Source organism: Enterobacter cloacae complex sp. HYC003_NIDB (genome assembly GCF_056673375.1).
The window spans coordinates 1427577-1452687 of record NZ_CP114220.1 but is presented as its reverse complement, the minus strand read 5'-3'; the positions used below and the strand labels follow the sequence as shown (position 1 = coordinate 1452687).

Genomic DNA, 25111 nt, shown 5'->3' with positions numbered 1-25111 from the left:
CCTTTTTCTTTTACAGGCCTGCGGCTGTGCCTATCAGCAACCACAAGTTTAACGCCACCACCACGACCACAATGGCCCACCCGGCGCGCTTCACCCACGTCGAATTCACCAGTTCGCCCATCAGCGATTTATTACTGGTGAAGATCAGCAGTGGCACCAGCGCCAGCGCAATCCCGAAACTTAGCAGTACCTGACTCATCACCAGAATGCGGGTCGGATCCAGCCCCATCAGGATCACAACAAAGGAAGGCAGCATCGTGACCGAGCGGCGAACCCACAGCGGAATATGGAAACGTACGAACCCCTGCATCACCACCTGCCCGGCCAGTGTCCCCACAACCGTAGATGAAAGACCCGCAGCGACCAGGCTTAAACCAAAAATAGTGGCAGCGGCATGACTCAGCAACGGCTCCAGCGTCAGGTAAGCCTGGTCGAGATCGGCAACCCCGGTATGCCCGTTAAAGTGGAACGCGGCGGCGGCGGTCGCCATCATCGCCAGATTCACAAATCCGGCAATGGTCATCGCGATAGTCACATCCCATTTCGAGGCGGAGTAGCGCTCTTTACTCGTCCCGCCATGCAGATTCTGGGTTAATGAAGAGTGCAGATAAATGACGTGCGGCATGATGGTCGCCCCCAGCACTCCGGCAGCCAGAAAAACGGCTTCAGAAGTGGGTAACGACGGGATCACCATCCCTTTCGTCAGCTGCGCCAGATTCGGCTGGGAGAAAATCAGCTCAACAATATAGGCGGCAGCGACGAACAGCAGCAGGCCGCCGATGACTTTCTCCAGCGGTTTTTGTCCCCGCCGCTGGAGCATCAGAATCAGGAAAGTGGCGATACCGGTCAGCACCGCCCCCTGAAGCAGGGAGACGCCCAGGATAAGCTTAAAGCCGATCGCCGCCCCGATAAACTCGGCGAGATCGGTGGCCATGGCGATAATTTCCGCCTGAACCCAGTAAAACCAAACTGCCGGACGTGGATAATGATCGCGGATTTGCTCCGCCAGGTTTTTTCCGGTAGCAATACCCAGCTTCGCGGAGAGCATCTGAATCAGCATCGCCATCAGATTGGCCCATACCACAACCCACAGCAGTTTATAGCCGAAACTGGCCCCGGCCTGAATATTGGTCGCAAAATTACCCGGATCGATGTAGCCAATCGCGGCAATGAATGCCGGTCCCATTAATGCGAACCGCAGCTTGCGTGCCGCTCTGCCGCTGCTACTCTCTACGCGACTATTCGTCATTTCTGCCTCTGGAAATATAGCCTTTGCTATGTTTTATGCTATCAAAATGAGAATGATTATCAAGTTCATTTGTAACGGTTAACATGATTTCTCTGATAGTCAGGAACGATAGACAGGCAGGTGGAGCAAGGTCACAGAATGTGAAAATGCGCAGACATTTGTGAAGCGTAGCACACAAACTTAACTTTTCACTCATTTACCTAACATAACAAAAATGTCTTGTTGATCACTATTTTTGAGACTCGTCACAGGATGTAACTATAGTGTGGGCTTGATCTCGTTTTCTTTGTGCTTGTTACATAGAATGTGCACGGAAATTAAACCTGCCTCATATTTGGAGCAAATATGGACCGCGTCCTTCATTTTGTCCTGGCACTCGTTGTCGTTACTGCACTTGCATTGCTGGTCAGCACAGACCGCAAAAAAATTCGTATTCGCTATGTTGTCCAACTGCTGGTCATTGAAGTTTTACTTGCGTGGTTCTTCCTGAACTCCAACGTAGGCCTGGGCTTCGTGAAAGGCTTCTCCGAAATGTTCGAAAAACTGCTCGGATTTGCCAACGAAGGGACAAACTTCGTCTTTGGCAGCATGAACGATCAGGGTCTGGCCTTCTTCTTCCTGAAGGTGCTCTGCCCTATCGTCTTCATCTCTGCCTTGATCGGTATCCTTCAGCACATCCGCGTTCTGCCGGTGGTTATCCGTGCGATCGGCTTCCTGTTATCGAAAGTTAACGGCATGGGCAAACTGGAATCCTTTAACGCAGTCAGCTCGCTGATCCTGGGTCAGTCTGAGAACTTCATTGCGTATAAAGATATTCTCGGCAAGATGTCCCGTAACCGCATGTACACCATGGCGGCAACCGCAATGTCTACCGTTTCCATGTCTATCGTGGGCGCGTATATGACCATGCTGGAACCAAAATACGTAGTTGCGGCGCTGGTTCTGAACATGTTCAGCACCTTTATCGTGCTTTCGCTGATTAACCCGTACCGTGTGGATGCCAGCGAAGAGAACATTCAGATGTCAAACCTGCACGAGGGACAGAGCTTCTTCGAAATGCTGGGTGAATACATTCTGGCGGGTTTCAAGGTTGCAATTATCGTCGCCGCAATGCTGATTGGCTTTATCGCGCTGATCGCTGCGCTGAACGCCCTGTTTGCGGCCGTACTCGGTATCTCCTTCCAGGGTATTCTGGGCTACATCTTCTACCCGATTGCCTGGGTGATGGGCGTGCCCGCTCACGAAGCGTTGCAGGTGGGCAGTATCATGGCAACGAAACTGGTTTCCAATGAGTTCGTGGCGATGATGGATCTCCAGAAGATTGCCAGCACACTCTCCCCTCGTGCGGAAGGGATCCTGTCCGTCTTCCTGGTCTCCTTCGCGAACTTCTCTTCCATCGGTATTATCGCTGGTGCGATTAAAGGCCTGAACGAAGAGCAAGGTAACGTCGTTTCTCGCTTTGGCCTGAAGCTGGTTTACGGTTCAACACTGGTGAGCGTCCTGTCTGCCTCTATCGCAGCACTGGTTCTGTAATTCATACCGCGTAATAAAAACCGGGAGTCCTCGCTCCCGGTTTTTTTATGCCTCCAGCGCCGTCAGGGGCACTGGTTTACCAATCAAATAGCCCTGCAAATAGTCCACGCCAAATCGCAGCAACATCTCGCGTTGTTCAGCCGATTCCACATATTCAGCCACCACACAAAGCGATTTCGTTTTGGCCATGTTGCAAATGGACTGCACGATCATCGCATCCATGCTGTCGGTGCAGATATCTTTCACGAAGCAGCCATCGATCTTAATGATATCGGCCTCCAGCCGCTTCAGGCGCTCAAAGTTGGCATAGCCGGTACCAAAGTCATCAATAGCAATGCGGAAGCCGTAATCCCGCAGCTGCTGGATATTGTTGATGCTGCTTCCCGAGTCAGAGAAAGCCTGTTCCTCGGTGATCTCAATGACGATATCTTGCGGCGCAATAGCGTAGCGTTCAAAAAGCGCGATGATCTCAGCCGCTATCTCATTTTGCATCAGCGTCAGCGGCATCAGATTAACGGAGAACTGCGTTCCGGCCCGTTCGGACGGATGGCTGCGCATCCACATCAGCAATTTTTCCACCACGTTCAGGTCAAATCGGTGGCTCAGGTTAAACTGAGCAATCAGCGGAATAAAGCGATCAGGCGTGATGATCTCCCCCTCGCTTTCAAGCCTTGAGAGGATTTCAAAGTACCCTTCCCCACGCGCGTTATGGATTGGCTGGGCGTAAAGGTGAAGCCCACCGATATCAAGGGCGCGTTTTATGCGGGCCAGCATCAGCACTCTGTCCGTCGTCTGACCGGAGACATCATCCAGACTGTTGGTTAACGCCAGGACGTTGTGCCCGGCACAGGACTGCTCGGAGAGCCAGCTCAGCTGACCCAGCGTGTGATGCAGGCTTTCTCCATCCGGCACTTCACCCCAGGAGGCGCCAAACTCGATGTCGAGCTCAGTCTTGTTCCAGATAATCTTACGGCTGTTCAGATGATCAACCATATATTGCAGACGTTCAGCCGTGCCCGGACCCAGCAAGACCACTACCAGCTCACTGCCCGGCAACTGGAAGAGCTTCTCGTCTTTTTGCAATAACGGTTGCAGCGACGCGGTTATCATCTTTTTACAATGTACACGCATGAGGATGCCGTAGTGACGGCTCAGGAATTCGAGATTATCCAGGCGCAGGCAGCAGACTTTGGCCTCGGGATGGTGCTGTAAAAACACTTCCAGCGCACGAATGTTAGGCAGACCGGTGAGCGGATCGGTAAGCGCCCTCTCCTGCCACCCCTGTTTCAGCCATTCACTTTTCTGATAGATCCGCGACATGTAAAGCAGGCAGATGGCGAAAGAGATAAGCACCGACAGGATAAAGGAGAGCGAGTGGCCCGATTCAACACCATTAAGAAAATTATAATTATAGGTCAACAGCATGAGCGCCGAGGCCGCCCAGAATAAAGAGATGAGCGCATAGCTCAGACGACCAATCCCCAGGGTGAAAAGAATGAAAACGATTGGCATCAAATAACCCGCAATAAACTGCGACTCAAAAGGCGCGCATAAAATAGCGATCATCGAGATCAACAGCATCAGCCACACAACGATAAATAACGCTCTTTTGTGACAAAAGAGGGGCTTCACGCTTCGCCGCCAGAATGTTCGGGCATAGCGAGGATTAATAATCATTCTTAACGGATAATAGAACATCATGGTGAAAATCAGGGCGGCACAAATCAGACTCTGAATATCGATAACGTTATAAATTGCAGAGCCTTCGCCGAAATAGGAGGAGATTGTCACCGGGAAATCAAATAAATATCCCGCCAGATACATCGATAATTTGATGCCCACAGGCACCATAAATCCGAGCCAGAAAATACGTATGCCAATGTACTTATTCGGTATGCTGTGTCGCCAGCGCTTGCCCAGCACCAGACGGATGACGCCACAGGCGGCGAAGACGGTAAACGTCTGACAACATAATAATACGGCAGATTGTAGTGGTGCTAAATCAAGATTATAAATATTAGTAATACTAAAACTTAACAGCAAAGGAATGATTGCCCGTCGTCCAAATAACAACACGATGGCGAGCATGGCACTTAAGGGCAACCACGCCAGATAAACATCATTTTCGCTGACGATGGCCCGTGGAGAGATATAACGAGAAAAAGGAATCGCAATCAGGCTTAGCGCCAGGGCAATCATAAATATCTTTACATTATTGTAAATTTTTCTATTCATTAATCCGGATAATCTATTTTACCATCGTCTCATTGACCGCATGGATAATAGGTTTATTAATTACATGAATCAAGTTCAGGTCTATTTATAGACTTGTTTATTGATTTGGATTGAGGTGAGGTGTAGAAAACGACGTTAATTGCAACAAAAACAGTCTAAAATATTTTACAAGCTATAAAAAAACCCCCGTCTTGCGACGAGGGTTTAAATTTTGGTGGAGCTAAGCGGGATCGAACCGCTGACCTCTTGCATGCCATGCAAGCGCTCTCCCAGCTGAGCTATAGCCCCACATGTTACTTTACCTACCGCACTCTGTTGGGTTCAGAGTTTGGTGGAGCTAAGCGGGATCGAACCGCTGACCTCCTGCATGCCATGCAGGCGCTCTCCCAGCTGAGCTATAGCCCCGTCGTAAAGCTGTCATGTTGACGGGCGGCATAATATGAATTCCGCCGCAGAGTGTCAACGGCAAATTCAGCCTCCGCCTTTCAATCGCCGAAAAATCATGCAAATGAATCACTTTGCGAGCCTGCTCGCAGCCAGGAGTTAAGCTTGTCACGTTTTCACGTAAAACGGTGCTATAAAATGAACCACTAATTAACCCCACAGATATTCAGGAAATTGTATGATCAAGGAACGAATGACGCCAGAAGAGTTAGCCCTGCTCACTGGCTATAGCCGACAGACCATCAATAAATGGGTACGCAAAGAGGGTTGGATTACATCGCCAAAGCCAGGCGTTCAGGGTGGCAAAGCGCGTCTGGTACACGTCAATGAAAAAGTGCGCGACTTTATTCGCAGCGCGCGCAGGGCAACAGAGACGCCGGAACTGCCAGATAAGGCGTACCACGAGGGCTCGCTTCATGCCCTGCTCCTGACGCTGGCGAATGAAATGACGCCGGAAGAGCAAAAGCAGATGACATCGCTGTTACTGCGGGAAGGGATTACCGGCTTGTTACAACGTTTAGGGATTCGCGACCAACGCTGATATGAAAAGATTACGCAGCAAAATGACCACGGAAGAGCTGGCGGACAGTCTGGGCGTAGCCCGACAAACCGTTAATCGCTGGATACGACAGAAAGGATGGAAAACGGAGGGTATCAACGGTGTAAAAGGCGGAAGAGCGAGGGTGATATGTATTGATGCGCACGTTAAGGAGCACATCATTAGTCTTCCCGCCATTCGTAACCGTCGGGCTGTTTACCATGTGGCGGAAAGCCCTTCCCACTACGGCGTGGCAACCTCATCCAGCCTGCTTCCACAAATTATCGACTCGCTGGAAAACATGACGACTGTCGAACAGGAACGTTTGCACAAGTTGCTCGCTCGTGAAGGGTTGCAGGGTTTTCTCACGCGTCTTGGTATTGCTGAATAACAGGCATAAAAAACGGCAGGTTACCCTGCCGTTTTTTGTATTACACGAGTATTACTGCTGGCTTTCACGCTCAGCAATAAAGCCCAGCGCTTTGTTGATACGCGCAACGCTACGTGATTTGCCGATGGCATGAACGGTCACGTCCAGCGCCGGAGACTGGCCTGCCCCCGTCACCGCAACGCGCAGCGGCATACCGACTTTACCCATGCCAATTTCCAGCTCATCAGCGGTAGCCTGAATCGCGTGGTGAACATTTTCCGCAGTCCATTCGGTAATGGCTTCGAGTTTATCACGCACCACTTCCAGCGGCTGACGCGCAACCGGACGCAGGTGTTTCTTGGCCGCGTCGGCGTCGAACGCGTCAAACTCTTCATAGAAGTAACGGCAGCTTTCAGCAATTTCTTTCAGCGTTTTGCAACGCTCGCCAAGCAGCTTCACCAGATCCGCCAGTTCAGGGCCCGTACGGGTATCGATGTTTGCCTGTTCAATGTGCCATTGCAGATAAGTCGCCACATATTCTGGCTGCATGGTATTGATGTAGTGATGGTTCAGCCACAGCAGTTTGTCAGTGTTGAACGCGCTGGCTGATTTGCTGACCGAGTTTAGAGAGAACAGCTCGATCATCTCTTCGCGGCTGAAGATCTCCTGGTCACCATGAGCCCAGCCCAGACGCACCAGGTAGTTCAGCAGCGCTTCCGGCAGATAGCCGTCATCACGGTACTGCATCACGCTCACCGCGCCATGACGTTTGGACAGCTTTTTACCGTCGTCACCGTTGATCATTGATACGTGCGCATACACCGGTACAGGCGCGTTCAGCGCTTTCAGAATGTTGATCTGACGCGGGGTGTTATTGATATGGTCTTCACCACGGATCACGTGAGTGATTTCCATATCCCAGTCGTCCACAACTACGCAGAAGTTATAGGTTGGCGATCCGTCAGTACGACGAATGATAAGGTCATCCAGCTCCTGGTTGCTGAATTCGATCGGACCACGGATCTGGTCATCAAAGATAACAGAGCCATCCTGTGGGTTAGCAAAACGCACTACGCAAGGCTCATCCGCAGCATGCTCGCTGTGGTCATGGCGGCAACGACCGTCATAACGCGGTTTTTCGCCTTTTGCCATTTGCTCTTCACGCAGCGCATCCAGACGCTCCCTGGAGCAGTAGCACTTATAGGCCGTGCCTGCCACCAGCATCTCGTCAATTACGGCGTTATAGCGGTCAAAACGTTTGGTCTGGAAGTATGGGCCTTCGTCCCACGCCAGATTCAGCCAGTTCATCCCATCCATAATGGCTTCAATTGCTTCCGGCGTTGAGCGCTCCAGATCGGTGTCTTCAATACGCAGCACAAACTCACCGTTGTTGTGACGTGCGAAAAGCCAGGAGTAGAGAGCGGTACGTGCACCACCGACATGCAGATAACCTGTCGGGCTCGGCGCGAAGCGAGTTTTGATTTTCATGAAATGGCCTTACGTTATAAAGATGCCGGTAATCGGCAAATTCCGGGAAGAAAACAATGGGCAATATTCTATCACTGTGGGCCGATTCCTCAATGTCGATCACTTTATCCGGTTCGAGATTGCTGTTTTTGTTTATAAATCATGCGCCACAGTCCGTTTTGCGATCGTTTTGACTAATTTTACGACGAACGAATAAAAACTTTAGAAAATGCGTTGACTCATTTTCAACTCTCCCTATAATGCGACTCCACACAGCGGGGGTGATTAGCTCAGTTGGTAGAGCATCTCCTTTACACGGAGGGGGTCGGCGGTTCGAGCCCGTCATCACCCACCATCTACTTCGGTAGACTCGCAGTGTAGATAAGCATTGAGATTGGGCGATTAGCTCAGTTGGTAGAGCATCTCCTTTACACGGAGGGGGTCGGCGGTTCGAGCCCGTCATCGCCCACCATTCTCACCTTATCGCAGCAGTTCCGAAATGGGCGATTAGCTCAGTTGGTAGAGCATCTCCTTTACACGGAGGGGGTCGGCGGTTCGAGCCCGTCATCGCCCACCATTTCGGGTCGTTAGCTCAGTTGGTAGAGCAGTTGACTTTTAATCAATTGGTCGCAGGTTCGAATCCTGCACGACCCACCAATGTAAAAAAGCGCCCTAAAGGCGCTTTTTTGCTATCTGCGATATAGCACATCTCCATTGCAGCCAGACCGCTTGTTTTACTCAAGCTCACGCCTTCTTTGCCGATACCTCTATTTTATGGCGAAAAGGATCTCAATATGACAACTCTTAAGCCCGTTTCTCTGTCGGCGATGGAAATCGGCAGCGTAGATAACAGCTCCGGCGGAAACGACATTGCTTCTCAAATCACCCGTCTGACCAAACAGATAACGAAAGTCACTCAGCAGCTCAAAGAAGTGGCCATGGGTGATGCCACAGCAGAAGAGAAGCAAAAGCAGCAGGAATTACTCGAATCTCAGCTGGCTATGTTGCAGGCACAGCTGGCGCAATTGCAGCGTCAGCAGGCAGAAGAGGCGATGCCAAAACAGGAAAAAGGTCAGGCAGTCGCGGAAGGCATCAATAAGCCCTCCGCGGAGCATCAGATTAATATCTACATCTGATTATTGGTTTCGTTAAAAAGTGGATCGCGTGTGCGGGCCTCCATCAAACGTTCGGCCTGCATACGCACCACATCCCAGCAGGCATGCGCCGCGCCGGAAAGTGACCTGTTTTTACGGCGTACCAGCATCAGCTGGCGTTCGACACAGGGTACGAAACGCTTCACCGTTAAACGACTCCCCTGCGGCAGTGGCAGCGCCAGCGCCGGCAGAACGCTGATGCCAATCCCCGCTTCGACCATCGGGAAGAGCGTGGCAGGATGCCCGATCTCCTGCACAATGGTTGCCTTAACGCCCTGCGCGGCCAGTGCGGCATCTATCAGCGGACGGCTGCCTGATGCATAATCCTGTAACACCAGGTTTGCCCCCTGCAAGGCCTGCCAGGCCACCTGCGGCAGCGATGCCAGCGGATCATCATCGCGGCAGAGCAATAAAAAGGGCTCCGAGAGCACCACTTCACATTCCAGGTCGCTTACCGCCCCGGGATCAATAACGATGCCAAAATCCACATCCCCCTGACGGATACTCTCCAGTACCCACTGCTGCGGCCTGTCGTGCAAAACAAAATCGATATCCGGATAGCGGTGATTACTTTCAGCGATACACTGGGGAATAAGATGCGCCGAAATCGTCTGGCTCGCCGCCACTCTCACGGTGCCGGAAAGCTGTTGTCCGAGCCGGCCAACATCCCTGAGCGTACTGTTCAGTTCATCCAGCAGCCTTTCCAGTCGCATTGCCAGCTGCTGTCCCGCTTCGGTGAGTACCACTTCTCGCGTCGTACGGTCGAGCAGCTTCACTCCCGTTTGCGTTTCAAGCTCCTTAACGCTATGGCTCACCGCCGACTGGCTGAGGCCAATGATCTCCCCTGCCCGGCTAAAGCTGCGGGCCTGCGCGACGGTGACGAAAACGCGAAGCTGACGTAACGAATAATTCATCTGTTTAATTCATGAATGGATGCAATAAATCAATTTTATTTCTCAAAGGGAAGAAAGCACAATAGCGGCATCTGTTTTCAGGAGTGATTATGAAACTTTTTCGTATCCTTGATCCGTTTACGCTGACCCTGATTAGTGTCGTCTTGCTGGCCTCGTTCTTCCCGGCGCGGGGCAGTTTCGTTCCGGTTATTGAAGGACTGACCACGGCAGCCATTGCCCTGCTGTTCTTTATGCATGGCGCCAAACTCTCCCGTGAAGCCATTATTGCAGGCGGTAGCCACTGGCGACTGCACCTGTGGGTAATGTGCAGCACCTTTATCCTCTTCCCGGTTCTGGGCGTGCTGTTCGCCTGGTGGGCGCCGGTGAATGTCGATCCGGCGCTGTATACCGGTTTCCTTTATCTGTGCATTTTACCGGCCACCGTGCAGTCCGCTATTGCCTTTACCTCGCTGGCGGGCGGTAACGTCGCGGCGGCGGTTTGTTCTGCTTCCGCTTCCAGCCTGCTGGGGATCTTTGTTTCACCGCTGCTGGTCGGTCTGCTGATGAACATGCACGGGGCGGAAGGCAATCTGGAGCAGGTGGGTAAAATTTGTCTGCAACTGCTGCTGCCGTTTGTGCTCGGACACTTATCCCGTCCCTGGATTGGGGCATTTGTGGCAAAACATAAAAAATGGATCGGGAAAACGGACCAAAGCTCAATTCTGCTGGTGGTTTACACGGCCTTCAGCGAAGCCGTGGTGAACGGCATCTGGCACAGGGTGGGCGCTGGATCGCTGCTGTTTATTGTGGTGGTAAGCATCGTTTTGCTGGCCATTGTCATCGCGGTTAACGTCTTTGTGGCCCGCAAATGCGGCTTCAACAAGGCCGATGAAATCACCATTGTATTTTGCGGATCGAAAAAGAGCCTGGCCAACGGGATCCCGATGGCCAATATTCTGTTCCCGACGTCCGTCATTGGGATGATGGTGTTGCCGCTGATGATTTTCCATCAGATCCAGCTGATGGTGTGTGCGGTACTGGCGCGGCGTTACAAGGCGCAGACAGAAAAGCTGGCGCAGGAAGAGACCCGCGCCGCGAAAGTTTAAGGACGTTTCAGGGGCTGAACCAGCTGGGTCAGCCCCTCTGTTTTGATCAGTAACGTGATAGCCATCAGCTCGCCCAGACGCCCGGCGGGGAACTCATCCTTACGGGCAAACCACAGCAGATACTCTTCCGGTAAATCAATCAGCCTGCGACCCTTATATTTACCGAACGGCATCTCCGTATTGGCGATCTCAACGAGCTGCTCTTTTTCCACGTCACTCTCCTAACAGGCGCATCATTTCCGCTTCGTCGATTACCTCGATGCCAAGCTCCTGCGCTTTTGCCAGCTTCGAACCGGCCGCTTCCCCGGCAATCACCAGGTCGGTTTTCTTCGATACGCTGCCCGCCACTTTTGCCCCCAACGCCACCAGGCGCGCTTTCGCGTCATCGCGCGAGAGCTGGCTCAGGCTGCCGGTCAGCACCACCGTTTTACCGGCAAACGGGCTGTCGATCTCTTCGGCATTAACCACTACCGGTGCAGGCCAGTGAATGCCCTGTTCCAGTAATTTACCGATCACTTCACGGTTGCTCTCTTCGGCGAAGAAGTTGAAAACGTGGGTAGCGACCACAATGCCGACATCAGGGACTTTCTGTAGCTCGTCGATGGTGGCTTTCTCCAGCGCGTCCAGCGTGCCGAAATACGCCGCCAGCCCTGCCGCCGTCGCCTCTCCGACTTCACGAATGCCAAGCGCGTAAAGGAAACGGGCAAAGGTGGTGTTTTTGGCCGCCTCGAGCGCATTGACGATGTTCTGGGCTGATTTCGGCCCCATACGATCAAGACCGGTCAGCTTACCTGCCGTCAGGGTAAAGAGGTCCGCTGGCGTATGGACGTACTCTTTCTCAACTAACTGGTCGATAATCTTGTCACCCATTCCGTCGACGTCCATCGCCCGGCGGGAGACAAAGTGCTTCAGGGACTCTTTACGCTGCGCGCCGCAGATTAACCCGCCCGTACAGCGCGTTACCGCTTCACCTTCCACGCGCTCAACGTCCGAACCACATACCGGACAGTGGGCTGGAAACTCGATGGCACGGGTATCGGCAGGACGTTCAGACTCCACAACGTTAACCACCTGTGGGATCACGTCGCCCGCGCGGCGAATCACCACTTTGTCACCAATGCGCAGGCCCAGGCGGGCAATTTCATCGGCGTTATGCAGCGTGGCGTTACTTACCAGCACGCCAGCCACCTGCACAGGCTCCAGACGCGCCACAGGCGTAATCGCCCCCGTACGCCCTACCTGAAACTCCACGTCGCGAACGAAGGTCATCTGCTCCTGCGCCGGGAACTTAAAGGCTACCGCCCAGCGCGGCGCACGGGCCACAAATCCTAACTGTTCCTGCAACGCCAGCGAGTTAACCTTGATCACCACGCCATCAATATCAAACCCGAGCGTGGGACGATCCTCTTCAACCTTGTGATAGAACGCCAGCACCGCCTCCGGAGAGTCGCAGAGCTGCACGCGGTTGCTAACCGGTAACCCCCACTCTTTGAACTGCATTAAACGACCCAGGTGAGTATCTGGCAGGTCACCGCCTTCCAGGATCCCGACGCCGTAGCAGAAGAAAGTAAGCGGTCGCTTCGCGGTGATTCGCGGATCGAGCTGACGCAGCGAACCTGCCGCCGCGTTACGCGGGTTTGCAAACACTTTCCCACCGGTACGACGCGCTTCTTCGTTGATCTTCTCGAAGCCCGCCTGCGGAAGGAATACTTCCCCGCGCACTTCCAGCCGGGCGGGAATGTTATCGCCACGCAGTTTCAGCGGGATCGCACGAATAGTGCGCACATTAGTGGTGATGTCTTCCCCGGTAGTGCCGTCGCCGCGCGTTGCGGCACGCACCATCACGCCGTTCTCATAAAGAATGCTAACGGCCAGACCATCCAGCTTTAGCTCGCAGCACCAGCTCAGATTGTCGATGCTCTTCAGGCGATCCTGCACACGCTTGTTGAAAGCCAGAAAACTCTCTTCATCAAACACGTTATCCAGCGACAGCATCGGCACTTCATGGCGCACCTGGCTGAAAGCGCCCAGCGGTTCCGCGCCGACGCGCTGCGTTGGGGAATCGGGCGTAATCAGTTCGGGGTGCTGCGCTTCCAGCTCGCGCAGTTCACGCATCAGGCGGTCATATTCCGCATCCGGCACTTCCGGTGCGTCCATAACATGATAGAGATATTCATGATGGCGAAGCGTGGTTCGCAGTTCAGTAAGTTGTTGTTCGATTGAGTCCATATCGCACCATCAATGAGAAAAACCCCCGACAGGCGGGGGTTGAGGAGGAGGTGAAGTTAACGCGACGATTACGCGTTCGCTTCCTTAACTTCGCGGATGCGGTCCTGATACTCGCGCAGTTTCTGCGGCGTCATCATTCGACGCTGATCGTCGAGCACCACACCGCCCACTTCGTCGGCGATGTGCTGAGCGGACTGTAGCATCAGCTTAAAGTTTTGCAGCTCGTCACCGTAGGACGGCACCTGCATAAAGATCGTAACCCCCGGCGTGACGAAATCACCGGTCATTTCCGGGTCAAACGTGCCTGGATTGACCATATTGGCCAGGCTAAACAGCGCCGGACCGCTACCGTCAGGACTCAGGTGGCGATGGAAAATATTCATGTCGCCGAACTTGAAGCCTGCCTGTTGGATGCTGTTAAGCAGCACGTCACCGTTCAGATGGGTGCCATGATGAGCAGCCACGTTCATGATGATCACCGCTTCTTTACGCTGCGGCTTTTCAACAACCGGTTCTGGCTCTGCGACCGGCTCTGGCTCAACGCGCGGAGCGGGCTGTGGCGCAGGTGGTTCAGGCTGCGGCTGCGGTTGTTGTACCGGCTGCGGCTGCTGAACAGGCTGTGGCTGATGCACTGGCTGTGCAGGCTGTTGCACAGGTTGCGGCTGTACAGGCTGTGGCGCAACGGGCTGCTGTTGCACAGGCTGCTGCGGCGGATGACGAACAGGTTCTTCCACTGGCGGCGGCGCTGGCTGGCGCGGCTGGGCAGAGGCATACGGTGGTTGATACTGGTGCTGCGGAGCGCGGGGGGCTTCATGCTCTCCATGCGCTGCGCCGGGCGCAGTATTGACCCGATGAACACGAACTTCACCCACGCCGTCGTCGTCAGGACCGTCGATGTCGTCTTCAACGTCATCGTCGTCACGACTGGACTTCATGCGCTTCAGTGGACGATCGCGAAACATAGAGGAACGCTCTTTACGGCTGGTCCAGAAACCATGTACCAGTAAAGCGATTATGGCGATCGCGCCAACAATGATTAATATCAGACGCAAATCCTGCATCATTATATTCTCTGTTGTTCTAACACCTTGCCACCACGGCAAACATTTACTCACTAAGAGTATTTGCCGTTTACGTCAAGTGCAAGTGTATGCAGAGCATTCACAGCATAAAGATGAACTAAATCGTGCTTTTTGCTGGTTTTTCGAACATTTCCGAACTGGTCATTGGCCCGTAACTGGATAATATAGGCGGGCAATTCCACTGGTTGTGTAAAAAGGAGTACAGCCTGGTATGGTTTCAACATCTTCTTCTGCCCCACGCAGCGGGGTCTGGTACTTTTCTCAGGGCTGGAAACTGGTCTCCCTGCCGGGCATTCGACGCTTCGTTATTTTGCCGTTACTGATCAACATTATTCTGATGGGCGGGGCCTTCTGGTGGCTGTTCACCAGACTGGAAAGCTGGATCCCTTCCCTGATGAGCTATGTGCCGGACTGGTTACAGTGGCTAGACTACCTGCTCTGGCCGATTGCGGTTATCTCCGTGCTGCTGGTTTTCGGTTATTTCTTTTCGACGATAGCAAACTGGATAGCCGCGCCGTTCAACGGTCTGCTGGCCGAACAGCTGGAAGCGCGCCTGACCGGTGCGACGCCACCTGACACGGGCGTACTGGGGATCGTGAAAGATCTCCCCCGCATCATGAAGCGTGAATGGCAGAAGTTCGCCTGGTACCTGCCGCGGGCGATTGTGCTGCTTATTCTTTATTTTGTACCCGGGATTGGCCAGACGGTCGCGCCCGTGCTGTGGTTCCTGTTCAGCGCCTGGATGCTCGCTATCCAGTACTGTGATTATCCGTTCGATAACCACAAAGTGCCGTTTAAAGAGATGCGCACTGCCCTGCGCACTCAGAAGGTTGCCAACATGCAGTTTGGCGCGCTGACCAGCCTGTTCACCATGATCCCTTTCCTGAATTTGTTCATCATGCCCGTCGCCGTTTGCGGCGCGACGGCGATGTGGGTGGACTGCTACCGTGCTAAGCACGCGTTATGGAAGTAATGCAAAAATGTGTAAAAGAGGGGTGGCTTATGCCGCCCCTTATTCCATACTGATCCCCATTATTTCCTTGCAGCATATAGATATGCGATTTCCTTACTTCCCCATACCTGTTCAACAGGTATGCTGGGTCGGTATCCCAATTTCATACAGTTAAGGACAGGCCATGAGTAAGATTTATGAAGACAACTCGCTGACTATCGGTCATACGCCCCTGGTTCGACTGAACCGTATCGGTAATGGACGCATTCTGGCGAAGGTCGAATCTCGTAACCCAAGCTTCAGCGTTAAATGCCGTATCGGTGCGAATATGATTTGGGATGCTGAAAAGCGTGGCGTGCTGAAACCTGGCGTTGAGCTGGTTGAACCCACCAGCGGCAATACCGGTATCGCTCTGGCCTATGTTGCGGCGGCGCGTGGCTATAAGCTGACGCTGACTATGCCTGAAACCATGAGCATTGAGCGTCGTAAGCTGCTGAAAGCGCTGGGTGCGAACCTGGTCCTGACCGAAGGCGCAAAAGGCATGAAGGGCGCGATTCAGAAGGCCGAAGAAATTGTTGCCAGCGATCCGGCAAAGTATCTGCTGCTCCAGCAGTTCAGCAACCCGGCCAACCCGGAAATTCATGAGAAAACCACCGGCCCGGAAATCTGGGAAGATACCGACGGTCAGGTTGATGTGTTTATCTCCGGCGTAGGCACCGGCGGTACGCTGACCGGTGTGTCTCGCTATATTAAAGGCACGAAAGGTAAAAAAGATCTGATTACCGTTGCCGTTGAGCCAACCGACTCACCGGTTATCGCTCAGGCGCTGGCAGGCGAAGAGATCAAACCTGGCCCACACAAAATCCAGGGTATCGGCGCTGGCTTTATTCCAGGCAACCTGGATCTGAAGCTGATCGATAAAGTCGTCGCCATTACCAATGAAGAAGCCATCTCCACGGCGCGTCGCCTGATGGACGAGGAAGGCATTCTGGCGGGTATCTCTTCCGGTGCGGCGGTTGCGGCAGCCCTCAAACTGCTGGAAGATGAAACCTTTACCAATAAGAACATTGTGGTTATCCTACCGTCTTCGGGTGAGCGTTACTTAAGCACAGCACTGTTTGCCGATCTCTTCACAGAGAAAGAACTGCAACAGTGATGCCAGCATGTTAAAAACGCGTAAAAAAGCACCTTTTCAGGTGCTTTTTTGTGGCCTGCTTCAAAGTTTTACCCCTCCTGGCATTGCTTCACCCCGTTGGGTCTGGTATTTAAACCAGCAATTATTTTGATGCGCGAAATTAATCGGTGAACGAAATAGCGTTGCTGAATCGATTTTATGATTTGGTTCAAGTCTTGCTTTCACTGCATAATGTTTAATGACGATTGAAACGTCAGCGCTAACTATACAGGCTAAAGTTAAGTCGCCAGGCTAGACTTTAGTTCCACAACACTAAACCTATAAGTTGGGGAAATACAATGTTCCAGCAAGAAGTTACCATTACCGCTCCGAACGGTCTGCACACCCGCCCTGCTGCTCAGTTTGTTAAAGAAGCGAAAGGCTTCACTTCTGAAATCACTGTGACTTCCAACGGCAAAAGCGCTAGCGCAAAAAGCCTGTTCAAGCTGCAAACTCTGGGCCTGACTCAGGGTACCGTTGTTACCATCTCCGCTGAAGGTGAAGACGAGCAGAAAGCAGTTGAGCATCTGGTTAAGCTGATGGCTGAACTCGAGTAAGTTTACCGGGTTCTTTTCAATATCAGTCACAAGTAAGGTAGGGTTATGATTTCAGGCATTTTAGCATCCCCGGGTATCGCTTTCGGCAAAGCATTGCTGCTGAAAGAAGACGAAATCGTCATTGACCGGAAAAAAATTTCTGCCGACAAGGTTGATCAGGAAGTTGAACGTTTTCTGAGCGGTCGTGCCAAGGCATCTGCGCAACTGGAAGCGATTAAAACTAAAGCTGGCGAAACTTTCGGTGAAGAAAAAGAAGCCATCTTCGAAGGGCACATTATGCTGCTCGAAGATGAGGAGCTGGAGCAGGAAATCATAGCCCTGATTAAAGATAAAGGCATGACGGCCGACGCGGCTGCGCATGAAGTTATCGAAGGTCAGGCATCTGCCCTGGAAGAGCTGGACGATGAATACCTGAAAGAACGTGCGGCTGACGTACGTGACATCGGTAAGCGCCTGCTGCGCAACATCCTGGGTCTGGCCATCATCGATCTGAGCGCGATTCAGGACGAAGTCATCCTGGTTGCCGCTGACCTGACCCCGTCTGAAACCGCACAGCTGAACCTGAACAAGGTGCTGGGTTTCATTACTGATGCAGGTGGACGTACCTCCCACACCTCAATCATGGCGCGTTCTCTGGAGCTGCCAGCCATTGTGGGTACCGGTAGCGTTACCTCCCAGGTTAAAAACGACGACTATCTGATTCTGGATGCCGTAAACAATGTGGTTTACGTCAACCCAACTAACGATGTGATCGAGCAGCTGCGTTCCGTTCAGGAGCAGGTTGCTACCGAGAAAGCGGAACTCGCTAAACTGAAAGATCTGCCAGCTATCACGCTGGACGGCCATCAGGTTGAAGTGTGCGCTAACATCGGTACCGTACGTGACGTTGACGGCGCTGAGCGCAACGGCGCGGAAGGTGTAGGTCTGTATCGTACTGAATTCCTGTTCATGGATCGCGACGCTCTGCCAACGGAAGAAGAGCAGTTTGCAGCGTACAAAGCGGTTGCGGAAGCGTGCGGCTCGCAGGCTGTAATCGTCCGTACCATGGACATCGGTGGCGACAAAGAGCTGCCGTACATGAACTTCCCGAAAGAAGAGAACCCGTTCCTGGGCTGGCGTGCCGTGCGTATCGCCATGGATCGCAAAGAGATCCTGCGTGACCAGGTTCGCGCTATTCTGCGTGCCTCCGCTTTCGGTAAACTGCGCATCATGTTCCCGATGATCATCTCTGTTGAAGAAGTGCGTGCACTGAAGAAAGAGATCGAAATCTACAAACAGGAACTGCGCGACGAAGGTAAAGCATTTGACGAATCCATTGAGATCGGCGTGATGGTGGAAACACCGGCAGCCGCGACCATTGCGCGTCATTTAGCCAAAGAAGTTGATTTCTTTAGTATCGGTACCAATGATTTAACGCAGTACACCCTGGCAGTTGACCGTGGTAATGATATGATTTCACATCTCTACCAACCAATGTCACCGTCCGTACTGAATTTGATCAAGCAAGTTATTGATGCTTCTCATGCAGAAGGTAAATGGACTGGCATGTGTGGTGAGCTTGCAGGCGACGAACGTGCTACACTTCTGTTGCTGGGTATGGGTCTGGACGAATTCTCTATGAGCGCCATTTCCATCCCGCGCATTAAGAAGATTATCCGTAACACGAACTTCGAAGATGCGAAGGTGTTAGCAGAGCAGGCTCTTGCTCAACCGACAACGGACGAGTTAATGACGCTGGTTAACAAGTTCATTGAAGAAAAAACAATCTGCTAATCCACGAGATGCGGCCCAATTTACTGCTTAGGAGAAGATCATGGGTTTGTTCGATAAACTAAAATCTCTGGTTTCTGATGACAAGAAAGACTCCGGAACTATTGAGATTGTTGCTCCGCTCTCCGGCGAGATCGTCAACATCGAAGACGTGCCGGATGTAGTTTTTGCTGAGAAAATCGTTGGTGATGGCATTGCTATCAAACCAACTGGCAACAAAATGGTTGCTCCAGTTGACGGCACCATCGGTAAAATTTTTGAAACCAACCATGCGTTCTCTATCGAATCCGATAGCGGTATCGAACTGTTCGTTCACTTCGGTATCGACACCGTTGAACTGAAAGGCGAAGGCTTCAAACGTATCGCAGAAGAAGGCCAGCGTGTTAAAGTTGGCGACCCGGTAATTGAATTCGATCTGCCGCTGCTGGAAGAAAAAGCGAAGTCTACCCTGACTCCGGTTGTTATCTCCAACATGGACGAAATCAAAGAACTGATCAAACTGTCTGGCAGCGTCACCGTGGGTGAAACCCCGGTTATCCGCATCAAGAAGTAATTCTTGCCGCACAGAAAAATGGCGCCTTCGGGCGCCATTTTTGTTTATGCCGGCAGGATAAGCTCGTCATAGCCTTTCGACTGCGTATAGATCATAACGTCAGTCACCCGATCGCCCGCCATGCGAATGGCATCGGCAACGGTTTTCCCTCCCACAATGCCGCTGACCAGCTCCGAACAGAACAGATCGCCCGTTCCTTTCAGATCCGTCTCTACGCGCGGGTGCGCGCTTACGGTAACACCTTCTTCGCTCACCAGCACAACGTGGATATTCTGCGGATCGTCAGACACTGGCGCACTGGTGATCGCTACCCATTTCAGCGAGTCGGACAGCAGCCCCTGCGCGGCGGCAATGGCGCTCTCCGGCGTACGGCACGGTTTGCCGCTCAGCACTTCAAGTTCATACACGTTGGGCGTAATGCCCTGGGCCAGCGGGAGCAGATGCTCACGGTAGGCTTCAGGAATATCCGGCTTCACGTACATCCCGCTATCGATATCCCCAATTACCGGGTCGACCAGCACCAGCAGATCGGGATGTTGCACTTTGATTGCCTTCAGCCACTGCGCCAGCAGCGCGATCTGGCTGGCGCTGCCCATATAGCCGGTGGTGACCGCTTTAAGCTCGCGCAGGATCTCGCGCTCTTCCAGCGCCTTAAGGTAGCCGCTGAACCACTCGTCCGGGATCACCCCGCCGTAGAAGGTGTCGTAGTGAGGCGTATTGCTGAACAGCACCGTTGGCACGGCGGTAACGTTCAGCCGGTGGGTGCGAATATTCGGCACCGCGATGCTGTTTCCCACGCTGCCGTACACCACCTGCGACTGTACGGCGACAATATCGGTTTGCTGCGCCCGGGTGTTATCCCGGAATAAAATCATCTCCATGACGCTTAAATCCCCGCCCCCTGCGAATAACTCTCTTCACCAAAGACGCCGGTAGACAGATAACGGTCGCCGCGATCGCAAATAATCGCTACGACCACCGCCCCCGGCGTGGACTCAGCCACCCGGATCGCACCCGCTACGGCACCGCCAGAGCTGACGCCGCAGAAGATACCTTCACGCACGGCCAGCTCACGCATGGTATTTTCCGCCTCGCGCTGATGAATATCCAGCACCTGGTCCACAAGCTGCGCATTAAAGATGCCCGGCATATACTCCGCCGGCCAGCGGCGGATGCCCGGAATGCTGCTCCCCTCTTCCGGTTGCAGGCCGACAATCGTCACCGGCTTCTCCTGTTCGCGCAGAAAGCGTGACACACCGGTGATCGTGCCCGTGGTCCCCATGCTGGAGACAAAGTGGGTGATGCGCTCGTCGGTTTGCTGCCAGATTTCCGGGCCGGTGGTGGTGTAGTGCGCGTACGGGTTGTCCGGGTTGTTGAACTGGTCGAGAAGCTTGCCTTCCCCGCGCTCCGACATCGCTAACGCTAAATCTCGCGCCCCTTCCATCCCCTGCTCTTTGCTCACCAGAATCAGCTCGGCTCCATAGGCGCGCATGGCGGCCCGGCGCTCCTGGCTCATGTTATCCGGCATCAGCAGCTTCATGCGGTAGCCTTTCAGGGCGGCAATCATCGCCAGCGCAATTCCGGTATTTCCGCTGGTGGCCTCAATGAGCACGTCGCCTGGCTTAATTTCACCGCGCTTCTCGGCCTGGACAATCATCGACAGTGCCGCCCGGTCTTTCACCGACCCCGCCGGGTTATTGCCTTCGAGTTTGACCCAGATTTCGCTGCCGTTATCAGGCCCCATGCGCTGAAGTTTGACCAGAGGGGTGTTGCCGATGGTGTGTTCGAGTGTATTCACGATTTTTACTCAATAAAAAAGCCGGGTGGCGCTTAGCTTACCCGGCCTACAAGACGCAGTGATAACTGTAGGCCCGGTCAGCGCAGCGCCACCGGGCGATAAACATACTAATAACCTATCAGGCTGACTCCGCCAGAGCAATATCCTCGCGCGTTTCAATGCGCTCGTTACCGTGATAAATGCGCGCGTGTTGCAGCCCGACAAACAGGCGCTCCCCCCGGTGCGGCGGCACGTCGTCACGCATAACCACGGTCAGCGGCTCGGTGTACCAGCCCAGGGGCTGTACCACCAATTGGGTGTAGTGCCCTTTAGGGCTAGCTTCCAGCACCTGCACCGGAAGCGGTGAATCCAGGCTGGTACGGCGGCTGACGTCCACTTCCCACGGACGCAGGAACAGATCCACCGGCCCCTGATGCGCGGAGGTATACCCCAGCGGCCAGCGGTGCGCGCCAACGTGGAACTGACCGCCGCGAATGGTGCCCTGAAGGCGGTTTACTTCCCCCATAAACTCCAGCACAAAGCGGGTCGCCGGTTCACGCCAGAGCTGCTCTGGCTCGTCAACCTGCTCAATGTTGCCCTGACTCATTACCACCACGCGATCGGCCACTTCCATCGCCTCTTCCTGATCGTGGGTCACGAAAACGCTGGTGAACTGGAGTTCCTCATGCAGCTGACGCAGCCAGCGGCGCAGCTCTTTTCGCACCTGCGCATCCAGCGCGCCAAACGGTTCGTCCAGCAGCAGGATTTGCGGTTCAACGGCTAACGCACGCGCCAGCGCCACGCGCTGCTTCTGCCCGCCGGAAAGTTGAGCCGGGAAGCGGTCCGCCAGATGCGCAAGCTGCACCATCTCCAGCAGTTTGGTCACTTTCGCTTTGATGGCGGCGGCATCTGGACGTTCACGACGCGGCAGCACGGTCAGGCCAAACGCGATGTTGTCGAATACCGTCATGTGGCGGAACAGCGCATAATGCTGAAATACAAAGCCCACTTTACGGTCGCGGGCGTGCAGGCGGCTAACGTCCGTACCGTGGAAGCGAATATGTCCGCTGGTCTGGTGTTCAAGCCCGGCGATAATACGCAGCAGCGTGGTTTTACCGGAGCCAGACGGCCCCAGCAGCGCCACCATTTGTCCGGAAGGGATATCCAGCGAGATATCATTCAGCACCTGGGTGCGACCAAAAGACTTCTTAATATTGGCAATCTCAATGCTCATGATTTCCCTCCTGATGCTGACGTTTTTCCTGATTCTCTAAACGCCACTGCACCACACTCTTCAAAAACAGGGTCAAAATCGCCATCAGCGTCAGCAACGCTGCGGCAGTAAAGGAACCGACGGTGTTGTAGTCCTGTTCCAGTAATTCAATCTGTAACGGCAGCGACAGGGTTTCGCCGCGAATCGAGCCGGATACCACCGACACCGCGCCAAACTCACCGATCGCACGGGCGTTGGTCAGCACCACGCCGTAAAGCAGTGCCCAGCGGATATTCGGCAGCGTGACGCGGCGGAACATCTGCCAGCCGGAAGCGCCGAGCAGCACCGCGGCTTCATCTTCATGGCTGCCCTGGCTGAGCATCACCGGCACCAGCTCGCGCACCACGAACGGACAGGTGACAAAGACGGTCACCAGCACCATCCCCGGCCAGGCGAACATGATTTGCAGGTCGTGCTCATCCAGCCAGCCGCCCAGCGGGCCATTGGAGCCGTAGAAGAGCAGATAAACCAGACCCGCCACCACCGGAGACACCGCAAACGGGATATCCAGCAGGGTCAGCAGCAGCTGACGCCCCGGGAAGTTAAAGCGCGTTACCAGCCAGGCCAGCAATACGCCAAACACCAGATTCACCGGGACGGTGATCAGGGCAATCATCACCGTCAGCCAGATGGCGTGGAGCATGTCCGGATCGGCCAGGTTTTGCAGCGCGGGCATAATCCCTTTGCTGAAGGCCTGCACGAAGATGTACACCATCGGCACGACGAGAATGAATGCGGAGACCAGCACGCCGGTACCAATCAGAAACCATTTGCCCCAGTTGATGCGGGGCGCGTCATAGCGCTTCAATTGCGTAACTTCCGCCATCAGTGACCTACCACACGTCGACCAAAGCGACTTTGCAGAGTGTTAATCGAAAACAGTAGCAGCAGCGACGCGGCAAGGATCACCGAGGCAATCGCGCTCGCGGCCGGATAATCAAACTCCTGCAAACGGACAAAAATCATCAGCGAGGTCACTTCGGTTTTCCACGCGATGTTCCCGGCAATAAAAATGACCGCGCCAAATTCACCGAGGCTGCGGGTAAAGGAAAGCGCCACCCCCGCCAGCAAGGCCGGAGAAAGTTCCGGCAGCACAACCTTACGGAAACTCTGCCAGCGCGTGGCGCCCAGGGTCTCCGCAGCCTCTTCGTATTCGGGGCCTAACTCTTCCAGCACCGGCTGCACGGTACGTACCACAAACGGGATGCTGGTGAAGGCCATCGCCACCGCGATACCGATCCAGGTATAGGTCACTTTAATATCAAACTTCGCCAGCCATTCGCCGTAAAAGCCGTTCACGGAGAACAGCGACGCCAGCGTCAGACCGGCCACCGCCGTCGGCAGGGCAAACGGCAGATCCATCAGGGCGTCGAGCAGCGTGCGGCCCGGGAAGCGATAGCGGGTTAAGATCCATGCCATCAGCAGGCCAAACACGCCGTTAAAAATCGAGGCCACGAATGCAGACAGCAGCGTGACCTTGTAGGCCGCCACCACCTGCGGGTTGGTGACCACTTCCCAGTACTGGGACCAGCTCATCTCAGCGAGCTGCATCACCAGAGCGCTGAGCGGTAACAATAAAATCAGACAGACGAACAGCAGGCTGGTCCCGAGGCTTAAGGTAAAACCCGGCAGCACACGTCTTGTTGATCCTGCAAACATTACTTACGCCCCGCCGCCAGCAATTTGTCTAACTCACCGCCGCTGGCAAAATGCGTTTTCATCACCTCAGGCCAGGCGCCGAAATGATCTTCCACGCGGAACAGCTCGGTCTGCGGGAATTTGTCTTTCAGCTTGTTCATCACGTCCGGATTATTAACGCGGTAGTAATAGTCAGTAATCACCGTCTGCGCCTGCGGGCTGTACAGATAGTTGAGATAGGCTTTTGCCGCTTTCTCTGTGCCGTTGGCTTTGACGTTTTTATCCACCCACGCCACCGGGAACTCGGCCAGAACGTTGGTTTTCGGGATAACCACTTCGAAGCCCTGCGCTTCGTACTGTTTACGAATATTGTTCACTTCGGATTCAAAGCTGATCAGCACGTCGCCCAGCCCGCGCTCGGCGAAAGTGGTGGTTGCGCCCCGGCCGCCGGTGTCAAACACTTCGACGTTTTTCAGGAACTGGGTCATAAACTGTTCGGTTTTCGCTTTATCGTTACCGTCAGCTTTGTCCGCCGCGCCCCACGCCGCCAGATAGGTATAACGCGCGTTGCCGGAGGTTTTCGGATTCGGGAAAATCAGCTTGACGTCAGAACGCACCAGGTCGTTCCAGTCGTGAATGTTTTTCGGGTTGCCCTTGCGCACCAGGAAGCCCATGGTGGAGTAGAACGGCGAACTGTTGTTCGGCAGGCGGCTTTGCCAGTCCGCCGGGATCAGCTTGCCTTTGTCGTGCAGGATCTGCACGTCCGTGACCTGGTTGTAGGTCACCACATCCGCTTTCAGCCCCTGCAAAATGGCCAGCGCCTGCTTGGATGAGCCAGCGTGCGACTGTTTGATGGTCAGCTTGTCGCCGTTGTTCTCTTTCGCCCACTGCTGTTCAAATGCGGGATTAAGGGCGGCAAACAGCTCGCGCGAAACATCATAAGAACTGTTCAGCAACTCGGTTGCCTGCGCCTGCGCCACCAGCAGTAAACCTGCCAGTGCCAGCGATCCTTTTTTCAGTACAGTAACGGCCATTGCGCACCCTTATAAATGTGATGACTATCTTATAGTCATAATATTTATAACGGAGTCTAAAGGAGTAACGGTTTTATATACCG

23 protein-coding genes and 6 tRNA genes are annotated in these 25111 nt (G+C 53.8%); 14 read left to right on the top strand and 15 right to left on the bottom strand.

Annotation, left to right across the window (positions count from 1 at the left end; genetic code table 11):
• Window positions 1–10: 10 nt before the first annotated feature.
• Window positions 11–1249, bottom strand: a complete 1239-nt coding sequence (locus O1722_RS06905) for an Nramp family divalent metal transporter (RefSeq protein ID WP_023295104.1) — start codon at window positions 1247–1249, stop codon at window positions 11–13.
• 345 nt (window positions 1250–1594) lie between these two features.
• Here O1722_RS06905 and nupC point away from each other — a divergent pair, with 345 nt between their 5' ends.
• Window positions 1595–2782 (top strand): nucleoside permease NupC, encoded by a 1188-nt coding sequence (gene nupC, locus O1722_RS06900; RefSeq protein ID WP_006811440.1) that lies wholly within the window; start codon window positions 1595–1597, stop codon window positions 2780–2782.
• A 45-nt stretch (window positions 2783–2827) separates the two neighbouring features.
• Here nupC and O1722_RS06895 read toward each other — a convergent pair whose 3' ends face one another.
• The 3 genes from O1722_RS06895 to O1722_RS06885 form a co-directional block, all read right to left on the bottom strand.
• Window positions 2828–5017 (bottom strand): sensor domain-containing phosphodiesterase, encoded by a 2190-nt coding sequence (locus O1722_RS06895; RefSeq protein ID WP_033487400.1) that lies wholly within the window; start codon window positions 5015–5017, stop codon window positions 2828–2830.
• A gap of 212 nt (window positions 5018–5229) precedes the next feature.
• Window positions 5230–5305 (bottom strand) — tRNA-Ala (locus O1722_RS06890).
• Window positions 5306–5346: 41 nt separating this feature from the next.
• A tRNA-Ala gene (locus O1722_RS06885) sits at window positions 5347–5422 on the bottom strand.
• A gap of 217 nt (window positions 5423–5639) precedes the next feature.
• Here O1722_RS06885 and O1722_RS06880 point away from each other — a divergent pair.
• Both O1722_RS06880 and O1722_RS06875 read left to right on the top strand, forming a co-directional pair.
• Window positions 5640–6002, top strand: coding sequence for a YfeC-like transcriptional regulator (locus tag O1722_RS06880; protein ID WP_015572232.1), 363 nt, complete (start codon window positions 5640–5642; stop codon window positions 6000–6002).
• A gap of 1 nt (window position 6003) precedes the next feature.
• Window positions 6004–6390 (top strand): YfeC-like transcriptional regulator, encoded by a 387-nt coding sequence (locus O1722_RS06875; protein WP_017383469.1) that lies wholly within the window; start codon window positions 6004–6006, stop codon window positions 6388–6390.
• Window positions 6391–6441: 51 nt separating this feature from the next.
• On the opposite strand, the gene gltX is transcribed toward O1722_RS06875, so the two are convergent.
• A complete protein-coding gene (gltX, locus tag O1722_RS06870; RefSeq protein ID WP_015572231.1) occupies window positions 6442–7857 on the bottom strand; it encodes a glutamate--tRNA ligase in 1416 nt (471 codons plus the stop codon).
• Between the two features lie 258 nt (window positions 7858–8115).
• Between gltX and O1722_RS06865 the strand changes: the two genes are divergently transcribed.
• From O1722_RS06865 to O1722_RS06845, 5 genes are all read left to right on the top strand, one after another.
• Window positions 8116–8191, top strand: a tRNA-Val gene (locus O1722_RS06865).
• A gap of 41 nt (window positions 8192–8232) precedes the next feature.
• Window positions 8233–8308, top strand: a tRNA-Val gene (locus tag O1722_RS06860).
• 29 nt (window positions 8309–8337) lie between these two features.
• A tRNA-Val gene (locus O1722_RS06855) sits at window positions 8338–8413 on the top strand.
• Window positions 8414–8417: 4 nt separating this feature from the next.
• Window positions 8418–8493: transfer RNA gene (locus O1722_RS06850), tRNA-Lys, on the top strand.
• Window positions 8494–8630: 137 nt separating this feature from the next.
• Window positions 8631–8972: a FlxA-like family protein gene (locus tag O1722_RS06845; RefSeq protein WP_017383471.1), complete on the top strand. Its 342-nt coding sequence runs from the start codon at window positions 8631–8633 to the stop codon at window positions 8970–8972.
• Here the strand turns inward: O1722_RS06845 and O1722_RS06840 are convergent.
• On the bottom strand, window positions 8963–9904 hold the full coding sequence (locus O1722_RS06840; protein WP_033487403.1) for a LysR family transcriptional regulator: 942 nt from the start codon (window positions 9902–9904) through the stop codon (window positions 8963–8965). The two genes, O1722_RS06845 and O1722_RS06840, sit on opposite strands and share 10 nt — an antisense overlap.
• An 89-nt stretch (window positions 9905–9993) precedes the next feature.
• Here O1722_RS06840 and O1722_RS06835 point away from each other — a divergent pair, with 89 nt between their 5' ends.
• Window positions 9994–10989 (top strand): bile acid:sodium symporter family protein, encoded by a 996-nt coding sequence (locus O1722_RS06835; RefSeq protein ID WP_023304176.1) that lies wholly within the window; start codon window positions 9994–9996, stop codon window positions 10987–10989.
• On the opposite strand, the gene O1722_RS06830 is transcribed toward O1722_RS06835, so the two are convergent.
• From O1722_RS06830 to zipA, 3 genes are all read right to left on the bottom strand, one after another.
• On the bottom strand, window positions 10986–11201 hold the full coding sequence (locus O1722_RS06830) for a DUF3820 family protein (RefSeq protein ID WP_003861328.1): 216 nt from the start codon (window positions 11199–11201) through the stop codon (window positions 10986–10988). The two genes, O1722_RS06835 and O1722_RS06830, sit on opposite strands and share 4 nt — an antisense overlap.
• A gap of 1 nt (window position 11202) precedes the next feature.
• The gene (gene ligA / locus O1722_RS06825; protein WP_017383473.1) at window positions 11203–13218 is read right to left on the bottom strand and encodes an NAD-dependent DNA ligase LigA; all 2016 of its coding nucleotides are present in this window, start codon (window positions 13216–13218) and stop codon (window positions 11203–11205) included.
• Window positions 13219–13286: 68 nt separating this feature from the next.
• Complete coding sequence (gene zipA / locus O1722_RS06820; RefSeq protein WP_015572226.1) at window positions 13287–14282, bottom strand: cell division protein ZipA; 996 nt, start codon at window positions 14280–14282, stop codon at window positions 13287–13289.
• Between the two features lie 229 nt (window positions 14283–14511).
• Between zipA and cysZ the strand changes: the two genes are divergently transcribed.
• From cysZ to crr, 5 genes are all read left to right on the top strand, one after another.
• Complete coding sequence (cysZ, locus tag O1722_RS06815; protein ID WP_006811452.1) at window positions 14512–15273, top strand: sulfate transporter CysZ; 762 nt, start codon at window positions 14512–14514, stop codon at window positions 15271–15273.
• A gap of 163 nt (window positions 15274–15436) precedes the next feature.
• Window positions 15437–16408 (top strand): cysteine synthase A, encoded by a 972-nt coding sequence (gene cysK, locus O1722_RS06810; RefSeq protein WP_006811453.1) that lies wholly within the window; start codon window positions 15437–15439, stop codon window positions 16406–16408.
• 317 nt (window positions 16409–16725) lie between these two features.
• Window positions 16726–16983 carry a phosphocarrier protein Hpr gene (gene ptsH / locus O1722_RS06805; RefSeq protein ID WP_000487600.1) on the top strand — a complete coding sequence of 86 codons (258 nt, stop codon included), beginning with the start codon at window positions 16726–16728 and terminating at the stop codon, window positions 16981–16983.
• 45 nt (window positions 16984–17028) lie between these two features.
• Window positions 17029–18756 carry a phosphoenolpyruvate-protein phosphotransferase PtsI gene (gene ptsI, locus O1722_RS06800; protein WP_006811455.1) on the top strand — a complete coding sequence of 576 codons (1728 nt, stop codon included), beginning with the start codon at window positions 17029–17031 and terminating at the stop codon, window positions 18754–18756.
• A 40-nt stretch (window positions 18757–18796) separates the two neighbouring features.
• Entirely contained in the window at window positions 18797–19306 is a 510-nt protein-coding gene (gene crr / locus O1722_RS06795; protein ID WP_003861316.1) for a PTS glucose transporter subunit IIA, read from the top strand.
• Between the two features lie 44 nt (window positions 19307–19350).
• On the opposite strand, the gene pdxK is transcribed toward crr, so the two are convergent.
• The 6 genes from pdxK to O1722_RS06765 form a co-directional block, all read right to left on the bottom strand.
• Entirely contained in the window at window positions 19351–20187 is an 837-nt protein-coding gene (gene pdxK / locus O1722_RS06790) for a pyridoxine/pyridoxal/pyridoxamine kinase (protein WP_015572224.1), read from the bottom strand.
• A gap of 5 nt (window positions 20188–20192) precedes the next feature.
• Window positions 20193–21104 carry a cysteine synthase CysM gene (gene cysM, locus O1722_RS06785; protein ID WP_032671795.1) on the bottom strand — a complete coding sequence of 304 codons (912 nt, stop codon included), beginning with the start codon at window positions 21102–21104 and terminating at the stop codon, window positions 20193–20195.
• A 118-nt stretch (window positions 21105–21222) separates the two neighbouring features.
• Entirely contained in the window at window positions 21223–22317 is a 1095-nt protein-coding gene (gene cysA / locus O1722_RS06780) for a sulfate/thiosulfate ABC transporter ATP-binding protein CysA (protein WP_017383477.1), read from the bottom strand.
• Window positions 22307–23182 (bottom strand): sulfate/thiosulfate ABC transporter permease CysW, encoded by an 876-nt coding sequence (cysW, locus tag O1722_RS06775; protein WP_003861305.1) that lies wholly within the window; start codon window positions 23180–23182, stop codon window positions 22307–22309. Before cysW ends, cysA begins: the two co-directional genes overlap by 11 nt.
• Window positions 23182–24015 (bottom strand): sulfate/thiosulfate ABC transporter permease CysT, encoded by an 834-nt coding sequence (cysT, locus tag O1722_RS06770; RefSeq protein ID WP_017383478.1) that lies wholly within the window; start codon window positions 24013–24015, stop codon window positions 23182–23184. Before cysT ends, cysW begins: the two co-directional genes overlap by 1 nt.
• Complete coding sequence (locus tag O1722_RS06765; protein ID WP_032649009.1) at window positions 24015–25028, bottom strand: sulfate ABC transporter substrate-binding protein; 1014 nt, start codon at window positions 25026–25028, stop codon at window positions 24015–24017. The genes cysT and O1722_RS06765 overlap by 1 nt, the downstream gene beginning before the upstream one ends.
• Window positions 25029–25111: the final 83 nt, after the last annotated feature.